Source organism: Streptomyces sp. NPDC058664 (genome assembly GCF_042716635.1).
Lineage (GTDB): Bacteria > Actinomycetota > Actinomycetes > Streptomycetales > Streptomycetaceae > Streptomyces.
Map to the genome: position 1 here is coordinate 239,270 of NZ_JBHXRW010000001.1, position 22,551 is coordinate 261,820.

Annotated in this window: 15 protein-coding genes, 1 tRNA gene and 2 pseudogenes; 8 read left to right on the top strand and 10 right to left on the bottom strand. The window is 73.7% G+C overall.

Annotated features, from left to right (window positions below):
* Position 1 precedes the first annotated feature (1 nt).
* Positions 2 to 2,029, top strand: a complete 2,028-nt coding sequence (locus ACFWUY_RS01090) for a helix-turn-helix domain-containing protein (RefSeq protein WP_384100580.1) — start codon at positions 2 to 4, stop codon at positions 2,027 to 2,029.
* A gap of 162 nt (positions 2,030 to 2,191) precedes the next feature.
* Here ACFWUY_RS01090 and ACFWUY_RS01095 read toward each other — a convergent pair whose 3' ends face one another.
* Entirely contained in the window at positions 2,192 to 3,454 is a 1,263-nt protein-coding gene (locus tag ACFWUY_RS01095; protein WP_384100582.1) for an IS701 family transposase, read from the bottom strand.
* A gap of 371 nt (positions 3,455 to 3,825) precedes the next feature.
* Between ACFWUY_RS01095 and crcB (ACFWUY_RS01100) the strand changes: the two genes are divergently transcribed.
* Complete coding sequence (crcB, locus tag ACFWUY_RS01100) at positions 3,826 to 4,269, top strand: fluoride efflux transporter CrcB (protein ID WP_384100584.1); 444 nt, start codon at positions 3,826 to 3,828, stop codon at positions 4,267 to 4,269.
* Positions 4,266 to 4,619 carry a fluoride efflux transporter CrcB gene (gene crcB / locus ACFWUY_RS01105; RefSeq protein ID WP_384100588.1) on the top strand — a complete coding sequence of 118 codons (354 nt, stop codon included), beginning with the start codon at positions 4,266 to 4,268 and terminating at the stop codon, positions 4,617 to 4,619. Before crcB (ACFWUY_RS01100) ends, crcB (ACFWUY_RS01105) begins: the two co-directional genes overlap by 4 nt.
* A gap of 12 nt (positions 4,620 to 4,631) precedes the next feature.
* On the opposite strand, the pseudogene pucL reads toward crcB (ACFWUY_RS01105), so the two are convergent.
* Positions 4,632 to 5,118: pseudogene (pucL, locus tag ACFWUY_RS01110) on the bottom strand (factor-independent urate hydroxylase); the annotation flags it as partial.
* Between pucL and ACFWUY_RS01115 the strand changes: the two are divergent.
* Both ACFWUY_RS01115 and kdpC read left to right on the top strand, forming a co-directional pair.
* A pseudogene (locus tag ACFWUY_RS01115) lies at positions 5,116 to 5,910 on the top strand (HAD-IC family P-type ATPase); the annotation flags it as partial. The pseudogenes pucL and ACFWUY_RS01115 sit on opposite strands and share 3 nt — an antisense overlap.
* A gap of 19 nt (positions 5,911 to 5,929) precedes the next feature.
* The gene (kdpC, locus tag ACFWUY_RS01120) at positions 5,930 to 6,580 is read left to right on the top strand and encodes a potassium-transporting ATPase subunit KdpC (protein WP_384100591.1); all 651 of its coding nucleotides are present in this window, start codon (positions 5,930 to 5,932) and stop codon (positions 6,578 to 6,580) included.
* 10 nt (positions 6,581 to 6,590) lie between these two features.
* On the opposite strand, the gene ACFWUY_RS01125 is transcribed toward kdpC, so the two are convergent.
* Positions 6,591 to 7,739 (bottom strand): winged helix DNA-binding domain-containing protein, encoded by a 1,149-nt coding sequence (locus tag ACFWUY_RS01125; protein WP_384100593.1) that lies wholly within the window; start codon positions 7,737 to 7,739, stop codon positions 6,591 to 6,593.
* 157 nt (positions 7,740 to 7,896) lie between these two features.
* Between ACFWUY_RS01125 and ACFWUY_RS01130 the strand changes: the two genes are divergently transcribed.
* On the top strand, positions 7,897 to 9,234 hold the full coding sequence (locus tag ACFWUY_RS01130; protein WP_384100595.1) for an esterase-like activity of phytase family protein: 1,338 nt from the start codon (positions 7,897 to 7,899) through the stop codon (positions 9,232 to 9,234).
* 63 nt (positions 9,235 to 9,297) lie between these two features.
* Here the strand turns inward: ACFWUY_RS01130 and ACFWUY_RS01135 are convergent, their stop codons facing one another.
* From ACFWUY_RS01135 to ACFWUY_RS01165, 7 genes are all read right to left on the bottom strand, one after another.
* On the bottom strand, positions 9,298 to 9,936 hold the full coding sequence (locus ACFWUY_RS01135) for an endonuclease (RefSeq protein WP_384100597.1): 639 nt from the start codon (positions 9,934 to 9,936) through the stop codon (positions 9,298 to 9,300).
* 127 nt (positions 9,937 to 10,063) lie between these two features.
* Entirely contained in the window at positions 10,064 to 12,097 is a 2,034-nt protein-coding gene (locus ACFWUY_RS01140; RefSeq protein ID WP_384100599.1) for an ABC transporter permease, read from the bottom strand.
* A 100-nt stretch (positions 12,098 to 12,197) separates the two neighbouring features.
* On the bottom strand, positions 12,198 to 13,043 hold the full coding sequence (gene modA / locus ACFWUY_RS01145) for a molybdate ABC transporter substrate-binding protein (protein WP_384100601.1): 846 nt from the start codon (positions 13,041 to 13,043) through the stop codon (positions 12,198 to 12,200).
* Positions 13,044 to 13,140: 97 nt separating this feature from the next.
* Positions 13,141 to 13,545, bottom strand: coding sequence for a molybdopterin-binding protein (locus ACFWUY_RS01150; RefSeq protein WP_384100603.1), 405 nt, complete (start codon positions 13,543 to 13,545; stop codon positions 13,141 to 13,143).
* A gap of 100 nt (positions 13,546 to 13,645) precedes the next feature.
* Positions 13,646 to 13,846: a hypothetical protein gene (locus tag ACFWUY_RS01155; protein WP_384100605.1), complete on the bottom strand. Its 201-nt coding sequence runs from the start codon at positions 13,844 to 13,846 to the stop codon at positions 13,646 to 13,648.
* A 337-nt stretch (positions 13,847 to 14,183) separates the two neighbouring features.
* On the bottom strand, positions 14,184 to 17,777 hold the full coding sequence (locus ACFWUY_RS01160) for an NB-ARC domain-containing protein (protein WP_384100607.1): 3,594 nt from the start codon (positions 17,775 to 17,777) through the stop codon (positions 14,184 to 14,186).
* Positions 17,778 to 18,602: 825 nt separating this feature from the next.
* Positions 18,603 to 18,675, bottom strand: a tRNA-Arg gene (locus tag ACFWUY_RS01165).
* A 302-nt stretch (positions 18,676 to 18,977) separates the two neighbouring features.
* Here ACFWUY_RS01165 and ACFWUY_RS01170 point away from each other — a divergent pair.
* Both ACFWUY_RS01170 and ACFWUY_RS01175 read left to right on the top strand, forming a co-directional pair.
* On the top strand, positions 18,978 to 20,588 hold the full coding sequence (locus tag ACFWUY_RS01170) for a dynamin family protein (protein ID WP_384100609.1): 1,611 nt from the start codon (positions 18,978 to 18,980) through the stop codon (positions 20,586 to 20,588).
* Position 20,589: 1 nt separating this feature from the next.
* Positions 20,590 to 22,533 carry a GTPase gene (locus tag ACFWUY_RS01175; RefSeq protein ID WP_384100611.1) on the top strand — a complete coding sequence of 648 codons (1,944 nt, stop codon included), beginning with the start codon at positions 20,590 to 20,592 and terminating at the stop codon, positions 22,531 to 22,533.
* Positions 22,534 to 22,551: the final 18 nt, after the last annotated feature.

Below are 22,551 nucleotides of genomic sequence, written 5' to 3' on the forward strand. Positions count from 1 at the left end.
CATGACCTTGCACGGCGCCGACGGAGCCGGTGGTGCCGACGCGCTGCTCACGGTCCTCGAACTGCTCGCCCGACAGGCCCCGCCCGCCCGCTTCGACGCCCTCCTCGACGAGGCCCGCCTCTCCGGACTCGCCGGCGAGGAACTCCACCGCCTCGAACGGGCCGTCGCGCTCGCCGGCGAGGCCCGCGCCGGACGCGAGCACGAGGCGCGCCGCGAGGCCGGACTCGCGGCCCTCACCGACACCGCCCGCGACCTGACCTCCTCCTACGACCTCGACAGCCTGCTGCGCGTCATCACCCGCCGCGCCCGCCGGCTGCTCGGCCTCGACCTGGCGTACGTGACCCTCCGCGGCCCGCACGGCGCCTGCTACGTCCACACGACGGAGGGCTCCCGCGCCGGCCGCGCCGAAGGACCCGGGCTCGTTCCGGGACTGCGGATCGCCGAGGGGTACGGGCTCGGCGGCGCCGTCCAGCTCCACGGCGAACCCGTCTGGACCGCCGACTACCTCGCCGACGAGCGCTTCGCCCCCTCCGGCTCCCTCGACGCCGGCGTCCACGCGCCCGCCTTCGACGAAGCCGCCGAAGCGGCCCTGCGCGCCGAGGACCTGCACGCGATCATGGCCGCGCCGCTGCGCAGCGGCGACACCGTGATCGGCGCCCTCCACGGCGCCGACCGCCGCGTCCGCCACCACACCTCCGAGGAGATCGGGCTGCTCGCCGCGCTCGCCGACCTCGCCGCCCTCGCCGTCGACAAGGCCGGGCTCCTCGACCGCACCCGCGCCGAGGTCTCCGAACTGGAACGCGACAGCTCCCGGATCCGTACCAGCCTCACCCGCATGCGGCACGTCAGCGAGGCCCACGGCCGCATCATGAACCTCGTCCTCGCGGGCGGCGACCTGCACAACGTCGCCAAGGCCGCCGCCGACGCCCTCGACGCGACCGTCATGATCCGCGACCAGGGCGGCCGCTCCCTCGCCACCGCGGGCGACCTCCCCGGCCTCGACGAGGAGGCCGTCGCCAAGGCCTCGCTCGACGCGCACGCCCGCCGCCGCCCGGTCCTCGCCGCCGACGACACCTGGGTCGCCCCCGTCATCGCCGGCTCCGAGGACCTCGGCGGCCTCGTCGTCCACGCCGCCGGCGGACTCACCGGCGAGGACGAACGGCTCCTCGAACTCGCCGCCCAGTCCGTCGCCTTCCTCCTCCTCATGCGCCGCTCCACGGCCGTCGCCGAAGGACCCGTCCGCGACGAACTCCTCGACGACCTCATCGCCGACCCGCCGCACGCCCCGCAGCAGATCGCCCAACGGGCCCGCCGCCTCGGCGTCGACCTGCGCAAACCGCACGTCCTGGTGCTCGCGCGGCCCGAGGGCGGCGAACAGGGCAGGGCGGTCGTCTGGGCGTCCTCGTACGCGTACCGCCTCTCCGGCCTGAAGACCGTGCAGGGCGGCTGCATCGTGCTGCTGCTCCCCGGCATCGACGCCTCCGCCGCCGCCAAGGCCGTCGCCGCGGAACTGTCCCCGCTGCTCGGCCACCCCGTCTCGGTCGCCGCCGCCGGGCCCGCCATGAGCCCCGACGGCGTCGTCCGGATGCACCAGGAGGCCGGGCGCTGCCTCGACGCGATGAGCGCCCTCGGAGGCATCGGCTCTGCGGCCTCCGTGCAGGACCTGGGGTTTCTCGGGCTGCTGCTCTCCGACGACAACGACGTCGACGGCTTCGTCGAGGCGGCGATCGGACCCGTACTCGACTACGACGCCGAGCGGTTCACCGACCTCACCCACACCCTGGAGGCGTACTTCGCCTCCGGCGGCAGCCCGACCAACGCGGCCGAGGCGCTGCACGTCCACCCCAACACGGTCTCCCGCCGGCTCGAACGGATCGGTGAACTCCTCGGCCCCGAATGGCAGAAGCCGGGCCAGGTCCTGGAGGTCCAGCTGGCCCTGCGCCTCCAGCGCACCCGGGAGGTCCTGGCCCGCGGCCGCGCGACGGCGGACCCGGCCCGCCAGCCGGGCCCGCCGGACCGGGGCAACTGACGGCCCCGCCACGGGCGGGGACCCGTCGGCTCCCCCGCGCGTACGGCCGTCCGGCCCGTCGGCTCCCCTCGCGTACGGGGCGGTTCGACCGCCGGCTCCTCGCGCACGTACACGGCCCGTCCGGCCCGTCGGCTCCCCTCGCGTCCGGGGCCGTTCGGTCCGTCAGCTCGCCGTGCGTCCCGACCCGTAGCCGGAGGCGTAGGCCGCCGACCAGTCGGTGGCCGCCATGACCGTCGCCGCGTGGGCCGCCGAGGCCAGCGTGATGTGCCGGTGCCAGCCGCGGAACGAGCGGCCCACGAAGTCCCGCAGCCCCGCCCCCTCCCCGACCGCAGCGAAGTCCCGCTCCACCCGCCGGGCCAGCTTCGTCAGCCGCACCAGGGAGCCGACCGGAGACCCGGTCATATCGCTGACCCACATCCGCGCCGGGGCCCGCCGCGGGTCGTCCCACTCGCCGAGCAGCACCAGGGGACGCATCCGTTCCCCGCCCGGCGTGGGCAGCGCCACCCGGACGGCCGTCGCGAGCGACGTACGCGAGGTCTGCGCGCCGGCCACGGTGTCCACCCAGCTCACCGGCCTCCGCAGCCCCTTGAGCGACTCCAGGATCTGCACCGCCGAGAGCGGGCCCGCGCCGAAACCGGGCAGCGACCGGTCGGCGATCGCGAGCCGGGAGCCCGGACCGATCCGGCCCACGACCGGCACTCCCGCCCCGGCGAGCCGGGTGAGGGCCGCCCGCCCCGCGCCGCCCCGGATGTCGAGCAGCACCGGCTTGCGGGTGACGTCGGGCCAGCGCGCGGTGTCGAGCGCCGCGGAGACCGCGCACTCCTCCAGGGTCTCCTCGCCGGCCTCCTGGGGAACCTCCGCGCGGTCGCGCCGGGTCCGGTCGTTGACCCAGGGGTCCGGCAGGAACAGACGCCAGTTCACGGGGACGCTCAGCTCGTCGCTCGCGAACCACACCCCGAACGCCTGCTGGCCGTGGAAGACCTGGCCGCGCTCCGGGTCGAAGCGCCGGTCCACGCCCACCGAGTGCTCCCCGGCCTTCGGGATCGGCATGGGACGCACCACCCAGGCCTGCGGGCAGCTGTTCCGCTCCAGGAACCGGGCGAGCGCGGCCCGCATGGGCTGCCAGTCCCAGGTCGAGCTGGACACGAAGTGGTGCAGGCTCTGCTCGGCCGCGGGCCCGCCTATCTGGGCGGCGATGTTACGGATGGACTTGCGGCCCTGCGCGGTCAGCAGGCCGTGCAGGTACTGCTCGGCCTTCAGGCGCTGGTCGCGGCGCGGGAAGCCGGAGAACAGCGCGGCACACAGCTCGGCGTAGACGTCATCGCGCGAGCCGGCCGCGCCGACGGAACTGACGACGCCCAGGGGAGCGGCCGGCGGAACGGCCCCGGCGACGGCCCTGCGCTTGATTGCGACGGATGTACTCACGACACTCCTGCCCGAAGGTTGCGCAGCTCCCTCCCGCTGCCCCACCACCGTCGCCCGTCCCCGCCCCCCGGGACGAGGTGTACCCGGCACCCGAATCGGCCGCCCGATGGTGGCCGGACCACCTACCGCCGTGTCGTCGCAGGTCGGAGGGGTCTCCAGGCCTCTCCACACTTCTCGTGCGGGCCCCGGTCGCGTCCCTCCGGAACGCCCCCCGGGGGATCTGACAGACTCACCGGCCCCGCTTTGACCCGTAGCAGCGAGTGGCCGGACCATCGCAGAGCGAGGCCGCACGGGCCGGACCCCGGTTAATGCCCCAGGCCGGGAGCCGCGTCCGTGCGCCTCGCCTTGTCCGCGCCTCGTAATCTGTGGGGATGCGATGGCGCGTCGAACTGCCGGTCGTCGGGGTGGTGGCCGCCGGCGGCGCCCTCGGCGCGACCGCCCGCTACGGCGCGGGGCTGCTCCTGCCGACCCCGGCAGGCGCCTTCCCGTGGACGACGTTCACGGTGAACGTGGCCGGGTGCGCACTGCTCGGTGTGCTGATGGTCCTTCTCACGGAGCGGTCGACCGAGTGGTCGACGGCCGTCCCGCACCCGCTTCTCCGCCCGTTCCTCGGCACCGGTTTCTGCGGCGGGTTCACCACCTTCTCGACGTACGGCCTCGAGACGGAGCGGCTGTTGAGCGCGGGTGACCCGACACGGGGTCTGCTCTACCTGGGCGGGACCGTGGTCACCGCGCTCGCCGCCGTCCTGGCCGGGGTCACCGCCGCCAGGGCCGTACGCGCGCGGACCGGCCGGGGGCGGGTGGGGCGCGCGTGAACTGGCTGCTCGTCGTCGTGGGAGCCGCCGTCGGCGCGCCCCTGCGCTACCTCACGGACCGTGCGGCACGGGCCCGGTTCGGCCCCGGCTTCCCCTGGGGCACGTTCACGGTGAACGTCGTCGGCTCGTTCGTCCTCGGGCTGCTCACCGGGGCCGCGTCCGGCCGGGCGTACCTGCTGCTCGGCACGGGTCTGTGCGGGGCGCTGACCACGTACTCCACCTTCTCGTACGAGACCCTGAAGCTGTACGAGGACGGGGCGAGGGGGTACGCCGTGCTCAACGTCGCCGGCAGCCTGGCCGCCGGACTCGGAGCCGTCTGGCTGGGAGTCCGGACGGCCGGGCCGCTGTGAGCCGGAGACGGCTCAGGCGGTGATCCAGTCGCTGGTCGCGATGACCGGCCGGACGCCGTCCCGGTGGACCGTGCCCTCGATGAGGCCGTACATCCGGTCGGCCGCGAAGTACACCTCGTTGTCGCTCTTCAGGCCGAAGGGCTCCAGGTCCACCAGGAAGTGGTGCTTGTTCGGCAGGTTGAGCCGGACCTCGTTGACCGTGGACACGTTGTCCAGGACCCGGTCGGCCATCGCGTGCAGCGTCTGCTGGAGCGAGTAGCTGTACGTCTCCGCGAACGCCTCCAGCATGTGACGGCGCACCTTCTGGTACGAGCGGTCCCAGTCGTGCTCCGGATCCGCCGCCGCCGGGGCGGAGTTCGCCCAGCGGGCGGTCACCTTGGTGGCGAGGATCCGGTCGTACGCCTCCTTGAGCGTCGTGTACCGGTCCTTGGCGAAGCCGTGGAACTCGGAAGTTGGTCGAGTTCATCACCGTCAGCTCCTTCAGGCCCGAGAGGACCTGGAGGGCGGCACACCGCCCCTCGTGGCCCTGGAGGACGACAGGGGCGCGCGCGTCCTCGGGGTCGTCCACCTCAAGGACGTCGTCAAGGACGGCATGCGGCAGCGGTTCGACGAGCTGCGGCGCATGGGCATCCGTACGGTCATGATCACCGGCGACAACCCGCTGACCGCGAAGGCCATCGCCGAGGAGGCCGGCGTCGACGACTTCCTCGCCGAGGCCACCCCCCCCGAGGACGAGATGGCCCTCATCAAGCGGGAACAGGCGGGCGGGAAGCTCGTCGCCATGACCGGCGACGGCACGAACGACGCCCCGGCGCTCGCCCAGGCGGACGTCGGCGTGGCGATGAACACGGGGACGTCGGCCGCGAAGGAGGCCGGCAACATGGTCGACCTCGAATCCGACCCGACCAAGCTCATCGAGATCGTCGGAATCGGCAAGCAACTCCTCATCACCCGAGGCGCGTTGACGACCTTCTCGATCGCCGACGACGTCGCGAAGTACTTCGCGATCATCCCCGCGATGTTCGCCGCCGCCCACCCGTCGCTGGACAAGCTCACCATCATGGGCCTGACCTCGCCCGAGACCGCGATCCTCTCCGCGGTCGTCTTCAACGCGCTGATCATCGTCGCCCTCGTGCCGCTCGCCCTGAAGGGCGTGCGCTACCGGCCGTCCAGCGCCGACTCGATGCTCCGCCGGAACCTCGCGATCTACGGACTCGGCGGCCTGATCGCCCCGTTCGTCGGCATCAAGCTCATCGACCTGCTCCTCTCCACGATCCCCGGGCCGCACTGATTCAGAAAGCGTGCTGACCATGACCAACAACTCAGCGGCGAACACGGGCCGAGTGCTGTGGGCGGGACTGCGTGCCCTCCTCGTCCTGACGGCCGTGTGCGGCGTGCTCTACCCGCTCGCCGTGACCGGCATCGCCCAAGTGGCCTTCCCGGGCCGGGAGAACGGCTCCGGGATCAAGGACGGAAGCGGGCGGGTCGTCGGCTCCGAACTCATCGGCCAGACCTACGAGGACAAGCGCTGGTTCCAGCCACGCCCGTCCCACGGCCTCGGCGCCAACACCGTCAACACCCGGTACGAGCTGATCCTCTCCGGCGCCACCAACCGCTCGGGTGACAACGCCGACCTGATCCAGTGGGTGAGGGACGCCAAGGCGACGGTCGTCAAGGACAACTCGGTGCCCGGCCACACGGTCACCGCCTCGGACGTGCCCGCCGACGCGATCACCTCGTCCGGCTCCGGCCTGGACCCGCACGTCTCCCCGGAGTACGCGAAACTCCAGGCCCACCGGGTCGCGGCGAGGAACCACCTGCCCGTCGCGGAGGTGGACAAGCTGATCGCCACCCACACGGACGCCCGTATCCTCGGCTTCGTCGGCGAGCCGCGTGTGAACGTGCTCCGGCTGAACGTCGCGCTGAGGGAGCTGATCGCGCCGGCCGGGGCCTCCGACTGAGCGGTGGTCGTCAGGCGGTCGGCAGCACCCGGGTCTCCACGGCCGGCAGGCCCTTGGCCCACCAGTGGTCGTAGCGGCGGTAGACCCCCGGGTCCCGGGCGGCGAGGAAGGCGCCGAGGGCCCCGGCCTCGGCCGCGAGGCCCTCCCAGACGGCGGCGGGCAGCGGGTGGAAGGCCGAGGCCTCGATGCCGCCGCCGACCGGCCGCCAGACCCCGGCGACGTACCCGTCGACGAGGAGCGTCGGCAGCGTGTCACCGTTCACGCGGATCACGTGCTTGCGGTACGCGGGCGGGATGACGCGGCCCCGGTCCGCGTACGCCAGCAGGACGCTGTCCCACATGGCCATGAGGCGGGGCGGCGCGTGGACGTCCTCGGCGGGCCGGGGCGCGCCGGGCACGTCGTACAGCACCGTCCCGTCGGGCCCCGCCAGCTGGTCGAGCCGCCCGTCAAGCGCCCGCACCGCCTCGCGGACCTTGCCCCGAGGGGCCATCGTGAACTGCGCCATGTCGAGTACGGACGCAGGGCCGAAGCCCTCCAGATAGCGCAGGAGCAGGGTGGCGAGCCCCGCGGCCGCCGCCTCCGGGTCGGCGAGCACCGGCGGCGTGCTCGCCGTCACGAAGGACTGCGCCGTCCCGAACGACCACGGCGGCCCCGTCGGCGCGTGCCACAGCGGCGCGTACTGGCGCAGCATCCGCCAGACCACGGCCTCCACCGGCCCGCCCCGCGCCTGCTCGAGACGGGACCGCAGCTGGGCACCGGTCCGCGCCTCCCCGGCGTACGCCAGCAGGTCCGGCAGCAGTTCGTCGGCGTCGGCGGCCGTGAACCCCGCCGCCCTGAACCGCGGATCGCCCAGCCGCGAACCGCGCAGCGTCGGCTCCATGCCCTCCCGGAAGGCCCGCCAGTCCTCGACGTGCACCAGGTGCAGCGTGAGCCGCATCAGGGTCGACCTGACCAGCTCGTAGCCGCCCACGGCCCGGTCGAGCCGCGCCGGGTCGAAGCCCGCGACCCGGTTCCACAACGCGACGTACGGCGAGCCCGGTTGCTGCGCCTGGAGCGCCACCACCCGCCGTACGGCCTCCTCGACGCCGATCGGAGCGCGGTCGAGGAGCAACTGCCGTGCCAGGGTGGAGCGGTTGAGGGCGCGCGCGGTGATCACCATGACCTGATTCTCCTCCTGGCCCGGAGCCCCGCGTTCACCCAGGGCTCGCCCCGGCGTCGCGGGCACGACGCTCGCCGTTGTGGCCGGAAAAGGACCATGAGGCCACTTCCACGGGTGACGTCCCGTGTGTTCGTCCCGTGTGTTCAAGGGAGTCCGGATGAATCCGCACAAGCTCCGCAGGCCCGCCGTCGTGGTACTGCCGCTGACCACCGCGCTCGCGCTCTCGGTGGTCATGGGCACGGCCGAGGCGGAGCCCGTGCGGCACGGCGCGCCCGCCCGGGTCGTCTCCACCTCGACCCTGCCCGACATCCCGCTGGCCGCCTTCAGCAACGCCCTGCTGCCCGGCAGCGTCGACGACGACCGGGACGTCGACCTCGGCGGCATCGGCAGCGACCTGTACCCGGCCGAACGGCGCGGCGAGTACTGGACCGTCACCGACCGCGGTCCCAACGGCCAGATATCCGTCGGCAAGGACAAGCGGCGCACGTTCCCCGTGCCCGGCTTCGACCCGGCCGTCGTCAAGGTCCGCGCCGTCGGCGGTCGCATCGAGGTCCTGAGGTCCATCCCGCTCACCACCACCTCCGGCGCCCCCGTCACCGGCCTGCCCAACCAGGAGGGCCGCGACGAGGCCCCGTACACCTACGACGCCTCGACCCCGCTCCCGTACGACCCGAACGGCCTCGACACCGAGGGCCTCGTGCGCGACCGGGACGGCAGCTTCTGGCTGGTCGACGAGTACGGGCCCTCGCTCGTGCACGTCTCCGCGAAGGGCCGCGTCCTCGTCCGGCACGTGCCCGAGGGCCTGGACCTCACCGGCGCCGACTATCCCGTGGTCGAGTCCCTGCCGTCGGTCTTCCTCACGCGCAGGACCAACCGCGGCTTCGAGGGCCTCGCGCTGCTGCCCGACGGCGACCTGGTCATGGCCCTGCAGAGCCCGCTGCTCCACCCCGACAAGGCCTCGGGCGAGAACTCCCGTACGACCAGGCTGCTGCGCTTCTCGACCCGCCAGAACCGGGTCACGGCGGAGTACGCGTACCGCTTCGACCCGGTCGGTGTCGTCGAGCCCGGCCAGACGAAGACGTCCGAGCTGAAGATCTCCTCCGTGGTCGCGCTCGGCGGCGACCGCCTCCTCGTCCAGGAACGCACCGACAAGGCCTCCCGCCTGTACGAGGTACGCCTCCGGCGCGGCTCCGGCATCCTCGGCTCCCCCTGGGACACGTCCGCCGTCCCGACCCTGGAGCAGCTCGACGACGAGGCGGCCGCCGGGGCACCGGTCCTCGGCAAGCGCCTCGTGATCGACCTGAACACCGTCAAGGGCGTCCCCGGCAAGATCGAGGGCATCGCCGTCGAAGGCTCCTCGACCCTCGTCCTCCTCAACGACAACGACTTCGGCATGACGGACGGCCCGGAGGCCTTCGACGCGAACGGCCGCCTGGTCGACAGCGGCGTGGACACCACCCTGGTCCGCGTACGGCTCCCGCACCCGGTCCGCTGAGCCGAGGGGTGCGGTCCGTGAGCCGAAGGGCGCGGGTCCGTGAGCCGAAGGGTGCGGTCCGTCTCACGCGGTCCGCAGCTCCCGCGCCGCGTCCTTCGACAGGCTGACGCGCACGAGGGCGGCGGCGAGCCGGGCCGTGTCCTCGGGCGGCACGTGCCGGGCGAGCCCGGCCGCGGTGCCGGGGAGGCCGAGGGCGGCGGCGGTCGCACGGGAGCGCTCGTCGAAGAACGGCCGCAGCTCCGGCCAGACGGCCTGGGCCTCCCGGCAGAAGATGCCGGCGCCCACCGGGCCGATCCGGGGCACCTCCCGCAACAGCCGTCCCACCTCCTCCGCGGTGCCGCCCGCCCGCTTGCGGAGGAGGCGCAGATCACCGCGGTACCGGTCGAGGACCAGCTCCGCGCCCTCGCCCAGCGCGGTCGCGGTGCTCTCGTCGTACCGGACGTAATGCGCCCGCCCGAGCGCGTCCACGCGCTCCTGCCAGGAGGAGCCGGCCATGGCCCGCGGCGTCCGCAGCCCGGCGGCGAAGAGTTCGCGGGCGGCGGCGGTGGCGATGTCCGCCTTGATCCGGACGGAACAGAGAACGGTGAGCACCAGGAGCCGGTAGAGCGGGGCGGGCTTGTCCCGCAGGACGATCCCGGCCTCGTCGGCGTAGGTCCGCCCGTACTCCCGCAACAGCCGGTCGATCGTCTCGGCGGTGTCCACGGAACGCTCCTTCGCCGTCTCGCGGTGGCGGGAACGGGCCCGAAGGGCATCGCCCCCTGTCCCCCGGGCGGCTACCCGGAAGGCGCCCGGTCACCCACCGCGCCGGGCCGGGCTCCCGGCATGCCGGTCACAAGGCCACGATCGTCGCCTCGGTCGCCTTGACGCTGGTCCAGACGGGCACCCCGTCCGCGAGGCCGAGTTCGGCCGCGGCCTGCGGGGTGATCTCGGCGACGAGGTCGAGCATGTGCGCGGAGGTGACGAGGACGCGCAGGCGACTGCCGCTCGCGGTGATCTCGCGTACGGTGCCGGGCCAGACGTTGCGCGGGCTGCCGGTCGGCCGTTCGCGGTGGACGGAGACGGCCTCGGGGGCGATGACCGCGAGGGCCTCCGTGCCCGGCGGAAGCGGGTCGGCGGTGACGAGGGTGCCCCCGTCGGCGAGCGCGAGACCGTCGGCGGTGGCGGTGCCGGGCCAGGCGTTGCGGCCGAGCATCCGGGCCACCCACGGGGAGCGCGGATGGCGGGTGACCTCGGTGGGGGAGTCGTCCTGGACCGCGCGGCCCTCGTCGAGGACGAGGACGCGGTCGGCGAGGGAGACGGCCTCGACGGGGTCGTGGGTGACGATGAGGCAGACGCCGCCGAAGCCCTGGAGGTGGGTGCGCAGGGTGTGGCGGACGTGGGCGCGGGTGGTCTGGTCGAGCGCGGCGAGCGGCTCGTCGAGGACGAGGAGCCGGGGCCGGGCGGCGAGCGCCCGCGCCAGGGCGACCCGTTGGGCCTGACCGCCCGACAGCTGGGCCGGGCGCCGCCGGGCGAGCCGGCCGACGCCGAGCCGGTCGAGCCATTCCTGCGCGGCGCGGCGGGCCTCCGCCCGGGGGACGCCTTGGACGCGGAGGCCGTACGCGGTGTTGGCGAGCGCCGTCATGTGCGGGAACAGGGCACCGTCCTGGGGGACCCAGGCGACGCGGCGGCGGTGCGGGGGGAGGCCGGTGGCCTCGGTCTCGCCGAGACGGAGCGTGGCGTGGGCGCGGTGGGTGAGGCCGAGCAGGGCGCGCAGCAGGGTGGTCTTGCCGGCGCCGTTGGGGCCGACGACGGCGATGGTGGTGCCCGGCCCGGCGTCCAGGGTGAGCCGGGTGAAGCCGGTGACCTCGGCGCGCAGGGACCAGCGGTCGCCGGACGGGGCGCCGCCGGGGAGCGGGGAGGGGCGTTCCGCCGGGACGGTTTCCGCGGGGCCGGTCGCGGACGAGCCGGTTTCCGTCGGGGCGGTTCCCGCTGGGCTGATCGCGGACGGGGCGGTTTCCACCGGGCTGCTCTCGGACCGCTCGGTTTCCGCCGGTGCGGCGGCCCGGCGTGCGCGGTCGGCCGGTGTCCCCGTCCAGCGGCCGCGCAGGGCGATGAGTACGCCCATGGCGATGACGAGCAGCAGCAGGGAGACCGAGGTGGCGGCCTCCGGCTCGTCCTGGAGGAGGAGGTAGACCTGCAGCGGCAGGGTCTGGGTGGTCCCGGGGAGGTTGCCGGCGAAGGTGATCGTGGCGCCGAACTCGCCGAGCGCCCGCGCCCAGGTGAGTGCCGCGCCCGCGATCAGGCCGGGGGCGACCATCGGCAGGGTGACGGTGAGGAAGACCCGGAGGGGGGAGGCCCCCAGGGAGGCGGCGGTCTCCTCGTACCGCGGCCGGAGTCCGCCGAGCGCGCCTTCCAGGCTGATGACGAGGAAGGGCATGGAGACGAAGGTCGCGGCGAGGACGGCACCCGAGGTGTGGAAGGGCAGCGTGATGCCGAAGGTGCCCTCCAGCCAGGGCCCGAGGAGACCGCGCCGGCCGAAGGCGAGGAGCAGCGCGACGCCGCCGACCGTGGGCGGCAGGACCATGGGCAGCAGGACCAGGGAGCGGACGATCGCCTTGCCGCGGAACGGGACCCGGGCCAGCAGCCAGGCCAGGGGGACGCCGAGGAGCAGGGAGATGCCGAGCGCCCAGAAGGACACGACCAGGGACAGTTTCAGGGCGCGGAGCGTGCCCGGGGAACCGAGGTGGCCGGCGAGGTCGCCCCACTCGGTCCGTACGAGGACGCCCACCAGGGGCAGTGTCAGGAGGGCGATGCCCAGGAGGGCGGGGACGGCCAGGGCGAGGGGCGCGCGGGCGCCGGGCGTACGTACGCCTGCTCGTTTCACGGTTGATCCCGACTGCGTGGGTGAGAGGGAGGGAGGGGCTGCCCGTTCCCCTGGACGTCGTGGCCGGGCAGCCCCTCGCGAGCTGGGTGGTCCGGGTCGCTCACGGCTTCTGGAAGCCGGCGTCCCGGAGGATCTTCTGGGCCTCGGGCGAGGAGAGCCAGGCGACGAACGCGGCGGCGGCCTCGATGTTCTTCGACTGCTTGAGCGTGGCGGCCGGGTAGGACGCGATCGCGTTCTGGGCGTCGGGGATCGCGACGGCGTCGACCTTGCCCTTCGCGCTCTCGGCGTCCGTCCGGTAGACGAGTCCGGCGTCGGCCTCGCCGAGTTCGACCTTGCTGAGGACGGCGCGGACGTTCGGCTCCTGGGAGACCGGCTTCACCGTGATCTTCTGGGCGTCGAGGATCTTCTGGCTGTACTTGCCGGCGGGGACCTCGGGCGCGGCGAGCACGACCTTGAGCTTGGTGTCCGCGAGGTCCTTGAGCTCGTCGACCTTGTACGGGTTGCCCTCACCGGTGGCGATGACGAGCCGGTTCTTCGCGATGACCGCCGGGGTGCCGGTGTCGGCGCTCACCTTGTCCATGCTCTTGGTGTCGGCGGTGACCAGGGCGTCGGCGGGGGACCCCTGGGCGACCTGGGCGACGAGCTCCTGGGAGCCGGCGAAGGAGAAGGCGATCTTCGTGCCGGGGTGGGACTTCTCGTACGCGGCCCCGGCCGTCCTGAAGACGTCGGTGAGGGACGCGGCGGCGAGCACGGTGAGGTCCGCCGCGGGGGCGCCGGCAGAGGAGGAGCCGGATGCCGGGGACCCGCCGGTGTCCTTCCTCGCGCCGTCGTCGCCGCAGGCGGCGAGCGGTGCGAGCAGGGCGACGGTGAGGACGGCGGCGGCGGTACGGCGCCTGTTCGGAATGCGAGGGGCACGAGAGGTACGCGGGGTACGGGAGAGGGACATGAGGGTGCGGGCTCCTTGGGGCGTACGGAAGATGCGTGGCACGGGGTGCCGGCCGCGCCGACGGCCGCTCCCACCCGGTACCGCATGAGGGTCGTGCTCAGGTGCGGTCGATGTGCACGCTGGTCGACTTCACGCGGGCGGTGGCCTGCATGCCGACTTCCAGTCCCAGTTCCTCCACGGCCTCCCTGGTGAGGAGGGACACGAGGCGGTGCGGCCCGGCCTGGATGTCGACCTGGGCGGCGACGTCGCCGAGCTTGATCGCGGTGACGATGCCCGGGAAGGCGTTGCGCGCCGAGGTGTACGGCGTGTCGTCGTCGGCGTTGCCGCCCTGCGCGAGCTCCACGGAGAACGCGGCCAGGGCCCGGCCTTCGATGAGCCGGCGCCCGCTCTCGTCGCGGTGGGTCGCGACCCGGCCCGCGTCCGCCCAGCGGCGTGCGGTGTCGGGGCTGACACCGAGGAGACGCGCGGCCTGACCGATGGTGTAGGACTGCATGTGCGCCACGCTAGGGCGATCCGGCTCTCATCTGCAACAAGTCTGTGGGACTGTCCGTGGCGGATGAGAGCCCGCTTGGAGGAAGTGACGGAGGAAGGCGCCCGGTGTCTCAGGTGCCGGACGCGCCGGTCGTGCGGAACCTGCCGGGTGTCTCCAGCCAGCCGGTGCCGAGCCGCCGGTAGGCACCCCACCAGAGGTCGCGGCTGCGGGTGGCAGGTGATGACGCCACTCCCGCCGACCAGGTGGGAGCGGCCCCCGCCTCCGCGGGCCGGCGGATCTCTGCCCGGTCGCGCTCCGGCGTTCCTCTCACGTGCGCGAGGCGAGGGTTGCTTCACGTCGACGCCGTATCCACGGACGAGGGCCTCCAGGCCGTGGTCGTGGCCTTGGCCGACGGCGCGGAAGCGCCAGCAGCAAGGATGATCCGGACGTGATCGCGACTTCAACCCGAATGCCGATTTGTCCGCTCACTCCCCTCGCTTCTCTCGCGAGGTCGTCCCGGAACTCCGGACTGCTTTCGCGCCGAACGGGCACTTCTGGATAGTTTCGGCCGGATACGTCAAGCCACCCAAGATCCTCTCCCGAAGGAGGGTCATGATCTGCGCGCCCCGCAGGACTCGAACCTGCGGCCAAGTGCTCAGGCTCCTGGATCAGTGTGAGGCTGCGGACCGGAAGAGGTAGACGTACAGACCGCGGTCGCCCCCGACGGCGAGGGCCTTGCCGTCCGGCCGCCAGCCGCAGGACCGCAGGGCGCCCTCGGTGCGCTGGGCGGCCACCACCTCTCCGCCGGCGCGGTCCCACACCCGTACCGTGGCGTCCTCGCCCGCCGTGGCGATCCAGCGTCCGTCCGGGGAGGCGGCCACCGCGTGCAGCGGTTGGCCGCTGCCGGTGCGCAGGCCCCGGTGGTCCCCGGTCCGCAGGTTCCACAGGCGTAGGGTCCCGTCTTCGCCCGCGCCGAACAGGCAGTCGCCGTCCGGCGAGACCGACAGTGCGAGGACCGCGCCGTTCCCGCCGGTCAGCTGGGTTGTGCGGGTGTGGGTGGCCAGGTCCCAGACGGTTACCACGCCGTCGTTCCCGCCGCTCGCCAGCCAGGTCGTGTCCGGGGAGACCGCCACTGAGCGCACCGGGCCGTCGCACGTCAGCGCGGCCCGCAGCTCTCCCGATTCGGGGTCCCAGAGCCGTATCACGCCGTGATAGCCCGCGTCGGCCAGCCAGGATCCGTCGGGAGCAGCCACCATCACGCTCATGAACTGTCCGCTGTGGGCCGGTTGGGCCTTGACGCGCTGGGTGACGAGGTCCCAGACACGAATGACATAGCTCGGGCCGGCCAGCCAGGATCCGTCGGGAGCGAAAGCCAGCAGTTGCCCGCCCTTCGGCGACCTGGAGTCCGTGCGCAACGGGCTGTCGAGCGTCAGTGAGGCGGCACCGCCCTCCGCCTCGTAGAACCGCATGGCGTCCTCTTCCACCGTGGCCACGTGCGATCCGTCCGGGGTGTACGCGACGGCCACCACGGGCCGGGTCCGGGATTCGATCGGCGCGGCCTGCGGTTCGGGCGGGGTCTCCCACACCCTTGCCACGCCGTCGAGACCGGTAGTGGCCAGCCAGGAGCTGTCCGGGGCGACGACGACGTCCACGACGGCGTCCGTGTGCCCTGTCAGCACCGCACGGCAGCGCCCGTCGGACAGGTCCCACAAGCGCACGAGCCCGTCCGCGTCGCCCACGGCGTACCAGGTGCCGCAGGGCGCGACGGCCAGCGCCGTGACGGAGCCGGGATTGCGGGTGAGGAGCGTGGAGGACTCCTGGAGTCTCGTCCTCATCGGCTCGTGACCGAGGTCCCACCGGCGGACGTCGCCCTGGGCGTCCGCGGTGAGAAGGAAGTTTCCGCCCGGGGAGAAGGCCACGGCGCAGATGGCAACCGGGCTGTCGAGGGTCTCCGCCGGCGTTGCGCGCGAAGCCATGTCCCACAGGCGAACCCGCTTGCCGGGCGCGGCGGCCGCCAGCCGGCGACCGTCGGGTGCGACGGCCAGCGGTGGCGAAGCCGCCGATTTCCACGGGTCGTCCCGGGCGTCCGGCGGGCGACCGCCAGGCGTGGGAGGCAGTGAGACCCGCACGCTGTGGATGTCGCCACCCCCTCGGCCCGAGGGGGAGACGGATGCGCCGTTCTCCACGTGCACGAAATGCGCGAACGCCCTGTCCGCCGCCGCGCACCAGCTCCCGTCCGGTGCGGTTGCCAGGTTCCGTATCTCGTCGCGCGAGGTGAACAGCGTCTCGGCCGGGTGTCCGCCGAGCGGGTCGGTGCGAAAGACCGAGCGGCCGATGCCGACGATCAGCGAACTGCCGTCAGGACCGCGCGTCATGGCCCGGATCCCTCCCGTACCAGGCCGCTCCCGCGCGAGCACGGAGCCTGTCCTGGGGTCCCGGATCACCACTTCGCCACTGGCGTCGCCGGTGGCCACCCACGCCCCGTCCGGCCCGATCGCCACCGACAGCACGCTGTCCGGAGCGGTGAGGGTGTGCAGCAGTGCGGGGTCCAGCAGGTCGGGGAGCGGCCACTGGCCGGCCAGCAGTGGGCGGAGGTCCGGGTCCGCGGCCTGGCGGGCGGCGATCTGCCGGTCCCAGTGGGGGAGTTCGGCCAGACGGCTGTGCAGGACGGCGGTCAGGATCCTGTCGGATTCCATGGGGGTGAGCAGATGGGAGACACGGGTGAGGTCGCGGGCCAGCGCGGCCGCCGTGGTCGTCGGGATGCGGGCGAGGTCGCTCACGGGGGCGGTGGGGCCGCGCTGATGGAGACGTGTCTCGACCCAGCGGATATCGCCCGCGAGCTGCTCGGCCCGGCCGGTCTGTCCCGCGGCCAGCAGATGTTCGATCGCGTGGTCCAGCAGGTAGCCCTCCTGGATCGCGGGCCAGTCGGCCGGGAGGGCGGCGCCCACCAGGACGGCGTTCAGGCGTTGCAGCTCGGCCGCTCCCAGCTCCTCGCGCAGGTAGTCGCGGAGTACGTCGTGGAGCGTGAGCCGCCCGCCGTTCTCCGGGCTGAGGGCGACGAGGGAGAACCGGTCCAGCTGGGCGCACAGGTCGCGTGCCTGCGGCTCCGTGAGGCCGCCCGTGGCCCTCCACAGGTGTACGACGATCGGTACGGGGATGGACTCGTCCTCCACGAACACGGCCAGCTCGGCCAGACGCCGGGCGCCGCCGTCCGGGAGGAGGGTGGTGCTCGCCTCGATGGTCGCCCGGACGGCGCGGGAACGGCGGGCGGGGTCGTCCAGGTCCAGTGGCTGGGGCGGGGCCTCCCCGGCGGCCGGGCCACCTGCCCGCAGTCCCTCCAACGCCCCCTGGGCAGCTGCCGCCGCGTCGGCTCCGGTCGCGACCTGTCGGGCGATGAGGCGGTTCGTCAGCCGCAGCAGCAGCGCCCATCGGCCGGTGGCCCGCAGCAGACCGGCCACGGTCTCGTCCGGCAGCTCGGGCAGCTCCCAGGTGAGGACCGACCGGGCCTGCTCAGGGGACATCTCATCCACCTGGAGCCGCTCCGCTCCTTCCGGGAGGATGGCCGGTACCCGTGTGGTCACCAGCCGCACGCAGTTCTCGCCGCCTCGCAGGAAAGGCGCCAGCTGCTCCCGCTCCCATACGTCGTCCAGCACGATCAGGGTCCGTGGCCGCCGTTCCAGCAGCCGCCCCAGGTGTTCACCGGCCCGGTCGGGATCCTCGAAGGCGGTGGTGTCCCCGGTGATGAAGGCTGTCGCTTCCGCCACCTTGGCGGCGATGGCCGACCTGCCTCTTACGTCCCGGCCGATGGTGATCGTGTAGACCCGTCCCCTGAACCGGCGCCGCACCCGCCGGTGCGCGCAGACGAGCGTGGCGAGGGTGGTCTTGCCGAAGCCGCCCGCACCTTCCAGAGCGGTGGTGATGCCCACCGCCTCGGCCTTACGTCCGCACACGGCGGCCACGGCCGTGCGGATCTCCGCACGGTCCACCACCCAGGCGGGGACGACGGGCGCGCCGGGTGGGGGCGGATCCTGGGCGGACACCGAGGGACCGCCACTGATCAGAACCGCGACCACGGCCAATGTCACCGCCCCGGCCCCGAGCCAGCCCACCCAAGGCCAGGGGTCGGACCGGACAGCATCGAGGACGCCCGGCCAACGGTCGTGCGAGGTCGCGGCGTTGGCCGCGAGTGAAGCCAGCACCGCGACTGCCGCAGTCAGCGCCGCCGCCAGGCATATCGCCACCGTCTTCACCACGTGCCGCATGACCCACCCCCCGCCGCGAGAGCTGTTTCGGCTGCCCGACGAGCCGGCCGCGCCCGGACGCGGGCTCCGGCGATGGCGGTATCGGTGCCGAAGGCGACGCCGCCGAGCGCGCCGAAGGCGGATGTCCAAGCTGCTGTCGCTTCAGGCTCCACGTCGGCCGATCATGCCGTATGCGTTCCGTCAGGGGGGCACGGTCGGGGATACGGGATACGGGATACGGATATGGGGGGTACGGGTAGTCCCGTTGTCCCGGTTCGCCGCAGGGAGACGGGAAGGGGCGGCAGGACTCGTCGCGGCACTCACCGAGTTCCTGACGGTGCTCCGCGCGCGCCACGAGCCCGCCTCCCGCTCGGGCGAACCTGAGACGGCCCTCGTGGCGGTCGCTGCGCAGGGCCGGATTCGTGACATCGATCGCCCTGGCGCCACCGGCACCGCCTCCGCCCCCGGCTTTTCCGCCGGCGTCTCCCTGGAGGAGGTCCCGCCGATCGTCCTCGACGGCGATCCGCGACCCGGCCTGTTCGGCCGGCAGACGTGGGCGGATCTCGCCATCGACACCCCTTGCTTCCGGTGCGCCGGCTTCAGCGCCGGCGCGCCGCAGGGAACCGACCGACACGGAAGGGCGGGCGGGCCCCGGGTGAGCCGGGGCGGAGGACAGTCCCAAAACTTCGGGAAGTTGTGGGAAGAACAGCCGCCAGAGGCCGCCCCTGGCCGGTTTCAACCGGATAGATCAAGCCACCCGCAGCCCTCTCCCGGCATTCTCGCCCCCGGCCGAAAACCACCCCTGGCCAGCAAAAAGGACCCTCCCGAAGGAGGGTCCCGATCTTGCGCCCCCGGCAGGACTCGAACCTGCGGCCAAGTGCTTAGAAGGCACCTGCTCTATCCACTGAGCTACGGGGGCCGGGTGGTGGCCGTGTGGCCAGGAGCCCCTTGTGGGTGGGGTGTGGCCTGCCGGGACAAGGATAGGGCTCCGATCGCCTTGGCCCGGTTGCTTCACCTGCGTGGCACGATGTGGAGGTTCGGTGAAGCGGAACGATAATCGCAGGCAGGTGCGATTCGCGCAGCGCTTTTAGCGTCGCTCGGGGCGGGTGTTGTGCACTCGTTATGCCTGGGGTTCCGGCCACCACCCTTCTCTTCGGCGCGCAGGGCCGTAATAGGCTTCAAAAACACTCATAAATTGGGCATTCTTCGCATGTGGTGACCTTGGACGAACGGCCTCAGCTGATCGACGCACTCTCCGCCCTGCGCGACCGTGTCGCCGCCGTGCGTCTCCCCCTGCCTCTCCCCGACACGCCACGCGCCCGGCAGACCCGGGCAGAACTGCTCGCCCAGCTCGACGACTATCTGGTGCCCCGGCTGAAAGATCCCGACGCCCCGCTCCTCGCCGTCGTCGGCGGGTCCACCGGGGCCGGGAAGTCCACGCTCGTCAACTCCCTTGTCGGAAGGCGCGTCAGCGAGTCGGGCGTGCTCAGACCCACCACCCGGACGCCCGTGCTCGTCTGCCACCCCGAGGACCACCACTGGTTCGCCGGGATGCGGGTCCTCCCGCAGCTCACCCGCGTCTGGCTGCCCCAGGCCGACGAGGACCACCCCGCCGACGAGGCCGTCCCCGAGGAGAACGCCCTCCGCGTCGAGACGGCCGCCTCCGTACCCCGGGGGCTCGCCCTCCTCGACGCGCCCGACATCGACTCCCTCGTCGTAGAGAACCGGCTCCTCGCCGCCGAGTTGATCTGCGCCGCCGACATCTGGGTGCTGGTCACCACCGCCTCCCGGTACGCCGACGCCGTGCCCTGGCACCTGCTCCGTACCGCCAAGGAGTACGACGTCACCCTCGTCACCGTCCTCGACCGCGTCCCCCACCAGGTCATCGGCGAGGTCTCCCGGCAGTACGAGGCCCTGCTCGACAAGGCCGGCCTCGGCGGCGTACCCCGTTTCACCATTCCCGAGCTCCCCGAGTCCGCCGACGGCGGCAGCGGCCTCCTGCCCGACAGCGCCGTCGCCGCCCTGCGCGGCTGGCTCGCCCACCGCGCCGAGGACCCGGCCGCCCGGCAGCAGGCCGCGGACCGGACCGCCTCCGGCGTCATCGACTCCCTCGACACCCGGCTCCCCGAGCTGGCCGGCGCCGTCGCCGCGCAGTACGCCGCCGCCGTCCGCCTCGGCGACGCCGTCGGAGCCGCGTACGCCGAGCAGCGCAAACGCGTCCGCCAACAGCTGGGCCGCGGCGCCGTCCTCGCCGGGGACGCCCGCACCCGCTGGCGCGGCTACCCCCGCGACAGCACCGCCGACGAACTCCTCGACGCCCTCACCGAATCCCTCGCCGCCCTCCTCCACTGCGCCGTCTCCGCCGCCGAGGAGCGCGTCTGCGACGTCTGGCGCCGCGAACCCGCCTCCGGCGCCCTCGGCCCGCTCCGGACCGGCGGCACCCGTGAAGCGGGGGAGCGGATCGGCGTAGAGGTGCGGCGCTGGCGCCGAGTGCTCGAAGAACTCGCCGAGGAGGAGGCGCGGCGCGTGGAGCGCCCCTCCACCTCCCGTACGGCCGCCCCCGAGGCCGACACCGTCGCCGCCCTCCTCGCCGCCGCCCTCCTCGGCGGCCGCCGCACCCGGCCCGCGGGCGAACGCCTCGCCGAACTCCTCGGCGCCCAGGCCGCCCTGCGCCTGCGCGACAAGGGCGGCGAACTGGTCCTCTCGTACGTCGACCGTGTCCTGCACGCCGAACGCGACCGGCGCCTCGCGCCCCTCGAAGCGCTCGACGTGACCCCCGAGCCGCAGGCGGAGCTGATCGCCGCGCTCTCCGTACTGCAGAAGGAGAAATGACGTGGCGGACGACCGCGACCGCGACCACCGGAACCACGACCACGACCACGAGCCGGGCGGGGAACGGGACCGGGACCGGCGGGAACACGGGGGCCACGGAGACCAGCGTGACCCGCAGCGCGACCGTCACCGGAATCACGAACCCCACTCCGACTCCGACCGCCGCCGCTGGGACGACGGGCTGATCGCCCGCCGCGCCGCCGAGCGGGCGGCCGCCGCCCGCCCCGGGGACCAGGAGGCGCAGGAGAAGGCCCAGCGGGAGGAGGACACGCTTCCGCCCCTCGGCGGGAACTACGGCGGCCCCCTCCGCACCCGCCTCGACGCCCTCCACGAACTCGTCGGGCTCTCCCGTACGCGGGTCGAGGGCGAGGCCCTCGCCGAGGCCGGGCGCGTGCTCGACGAGGCCGCCGCCCGGCAGCGGCTCTCCTCCCGGCACACGGTGATCGCGATCGCCGGCGCCACCGGCAGCGGCAAGTCCACGCTCTTCAACGCCCTCGCCGGCGTGCCCGTCTCGGAGACCGGTCTGCGCCGCCCCACCACCTCCGCGCCCATCGCGCTCAGCTGGTCCGACGGCGCCGCCGGACTCCTCGACCGGCTCGCCGTCCCCGGCCGGCTGCGCCGCAGGCCCCTCGCGGGCGGCGCGGCCGACACCGAGCTCCAGGGGCTCGTCCTCATCGACCTGCCCGACCACGACTCGGCGGTCACCGCCCACCGCGACCAGGTCGACCGGGTCCTCGGCCTCGTCGACGCCGTCGTCTGGGTCGTCGACCCCGAGAAGTACGCGGACGCCGCCCTCCACGAGCGCTACCTCCGGCCGCTCGCCGGACACGCCGAGGTCACCTTCGTCGTCCTCAACCAGATCGACCGGCTCGGTACGGAGGCCGCCGACCTCGTCCTCGACGACCTGCGCCGGCTCCTCGACGAGGACGGCGTGGCGCTCGGCGAGCACGGCGAACCCGGCGCCACCGTCCTCGCCGTCTCCGCGCTGACCGGTGACGGCGTACCCGAACTGCGCGAGACGATCGCCCGGTTCGTCCAGGAACGTACGGCTCCGGAGCGCCGGCTCGCCGCCGACGTGGACGCCGCCGCGGCCAAACTGCGCCCCGTCTACCTCGCCGACGGGCGGCCCGGCCTCGACGAGCGGGCCAGGGACGCCTTCACGGACCGGCTCGCGGCCGCCGTCGGCGCCCACGCCGCGGGCGAGGCCGCCGAGCGGGTCTGGCGGCGGGGCGCCATCCGCGCCTGCGGCACGCCCTGGCTGCGGCTCTACCGCTGGTACGAGCGGATCCGCGCCCACGGCTCCACGGACCCGCGCCTCTCCTCCCCGGTCGAGGAGGAGCTGACGGCACGCCAGCGCGTGGAGCAGGCGGTACGGATCGTCGCCGGTGAGGCCTCGCGCGGGCTTCCGACGCCCTGGGCGCAGGCGGTGCGCGAGGCGGCGGCCCGTGGCGCGGAGGGGCTGCCCGAGGCCCTGGACGAGCTGGCGGTCACCCTCGGCGACCCGGCGGCCCGCCCGCCGCGGCCCGCCTGGTGGCCCGCCGCCGTCCTCGCCCAGGTCGTGATGACGCTCCTGCAGGTCTTCGGCGCGCTGTGGCTGGTGGGTCAGATCGCGGGCCTCGTGGAACCGGGCCTGCTCCCGCCGGTCCTCGTGATGCTCGGCGGCATCATCGGCGGACCGCTCGTCGAATGGGCCTGCGAGGGCGCGGTGAAGGGCCCGGCCAAGCGGTACGGGCAGGAGGCCGAACGGCGCCTGCGCGAGGCGGCGGCGGCCTGCGGCCGGGCCCGTGTGCTCGACCCGGTGGCGGCGGAGCTGATGCGGTACCGGGAGGTGCGCGAGCAGTACGCGACCGTCGTGGGCACACGGTCCTCCGCGCGGATCGTCGGCGGGATCCGGTCCGGTACGACCCGGCTGGGCGCGACGCGCGCGGGAGTGCGGGGGAGATAGCGGCGCCCGCTTCACCCG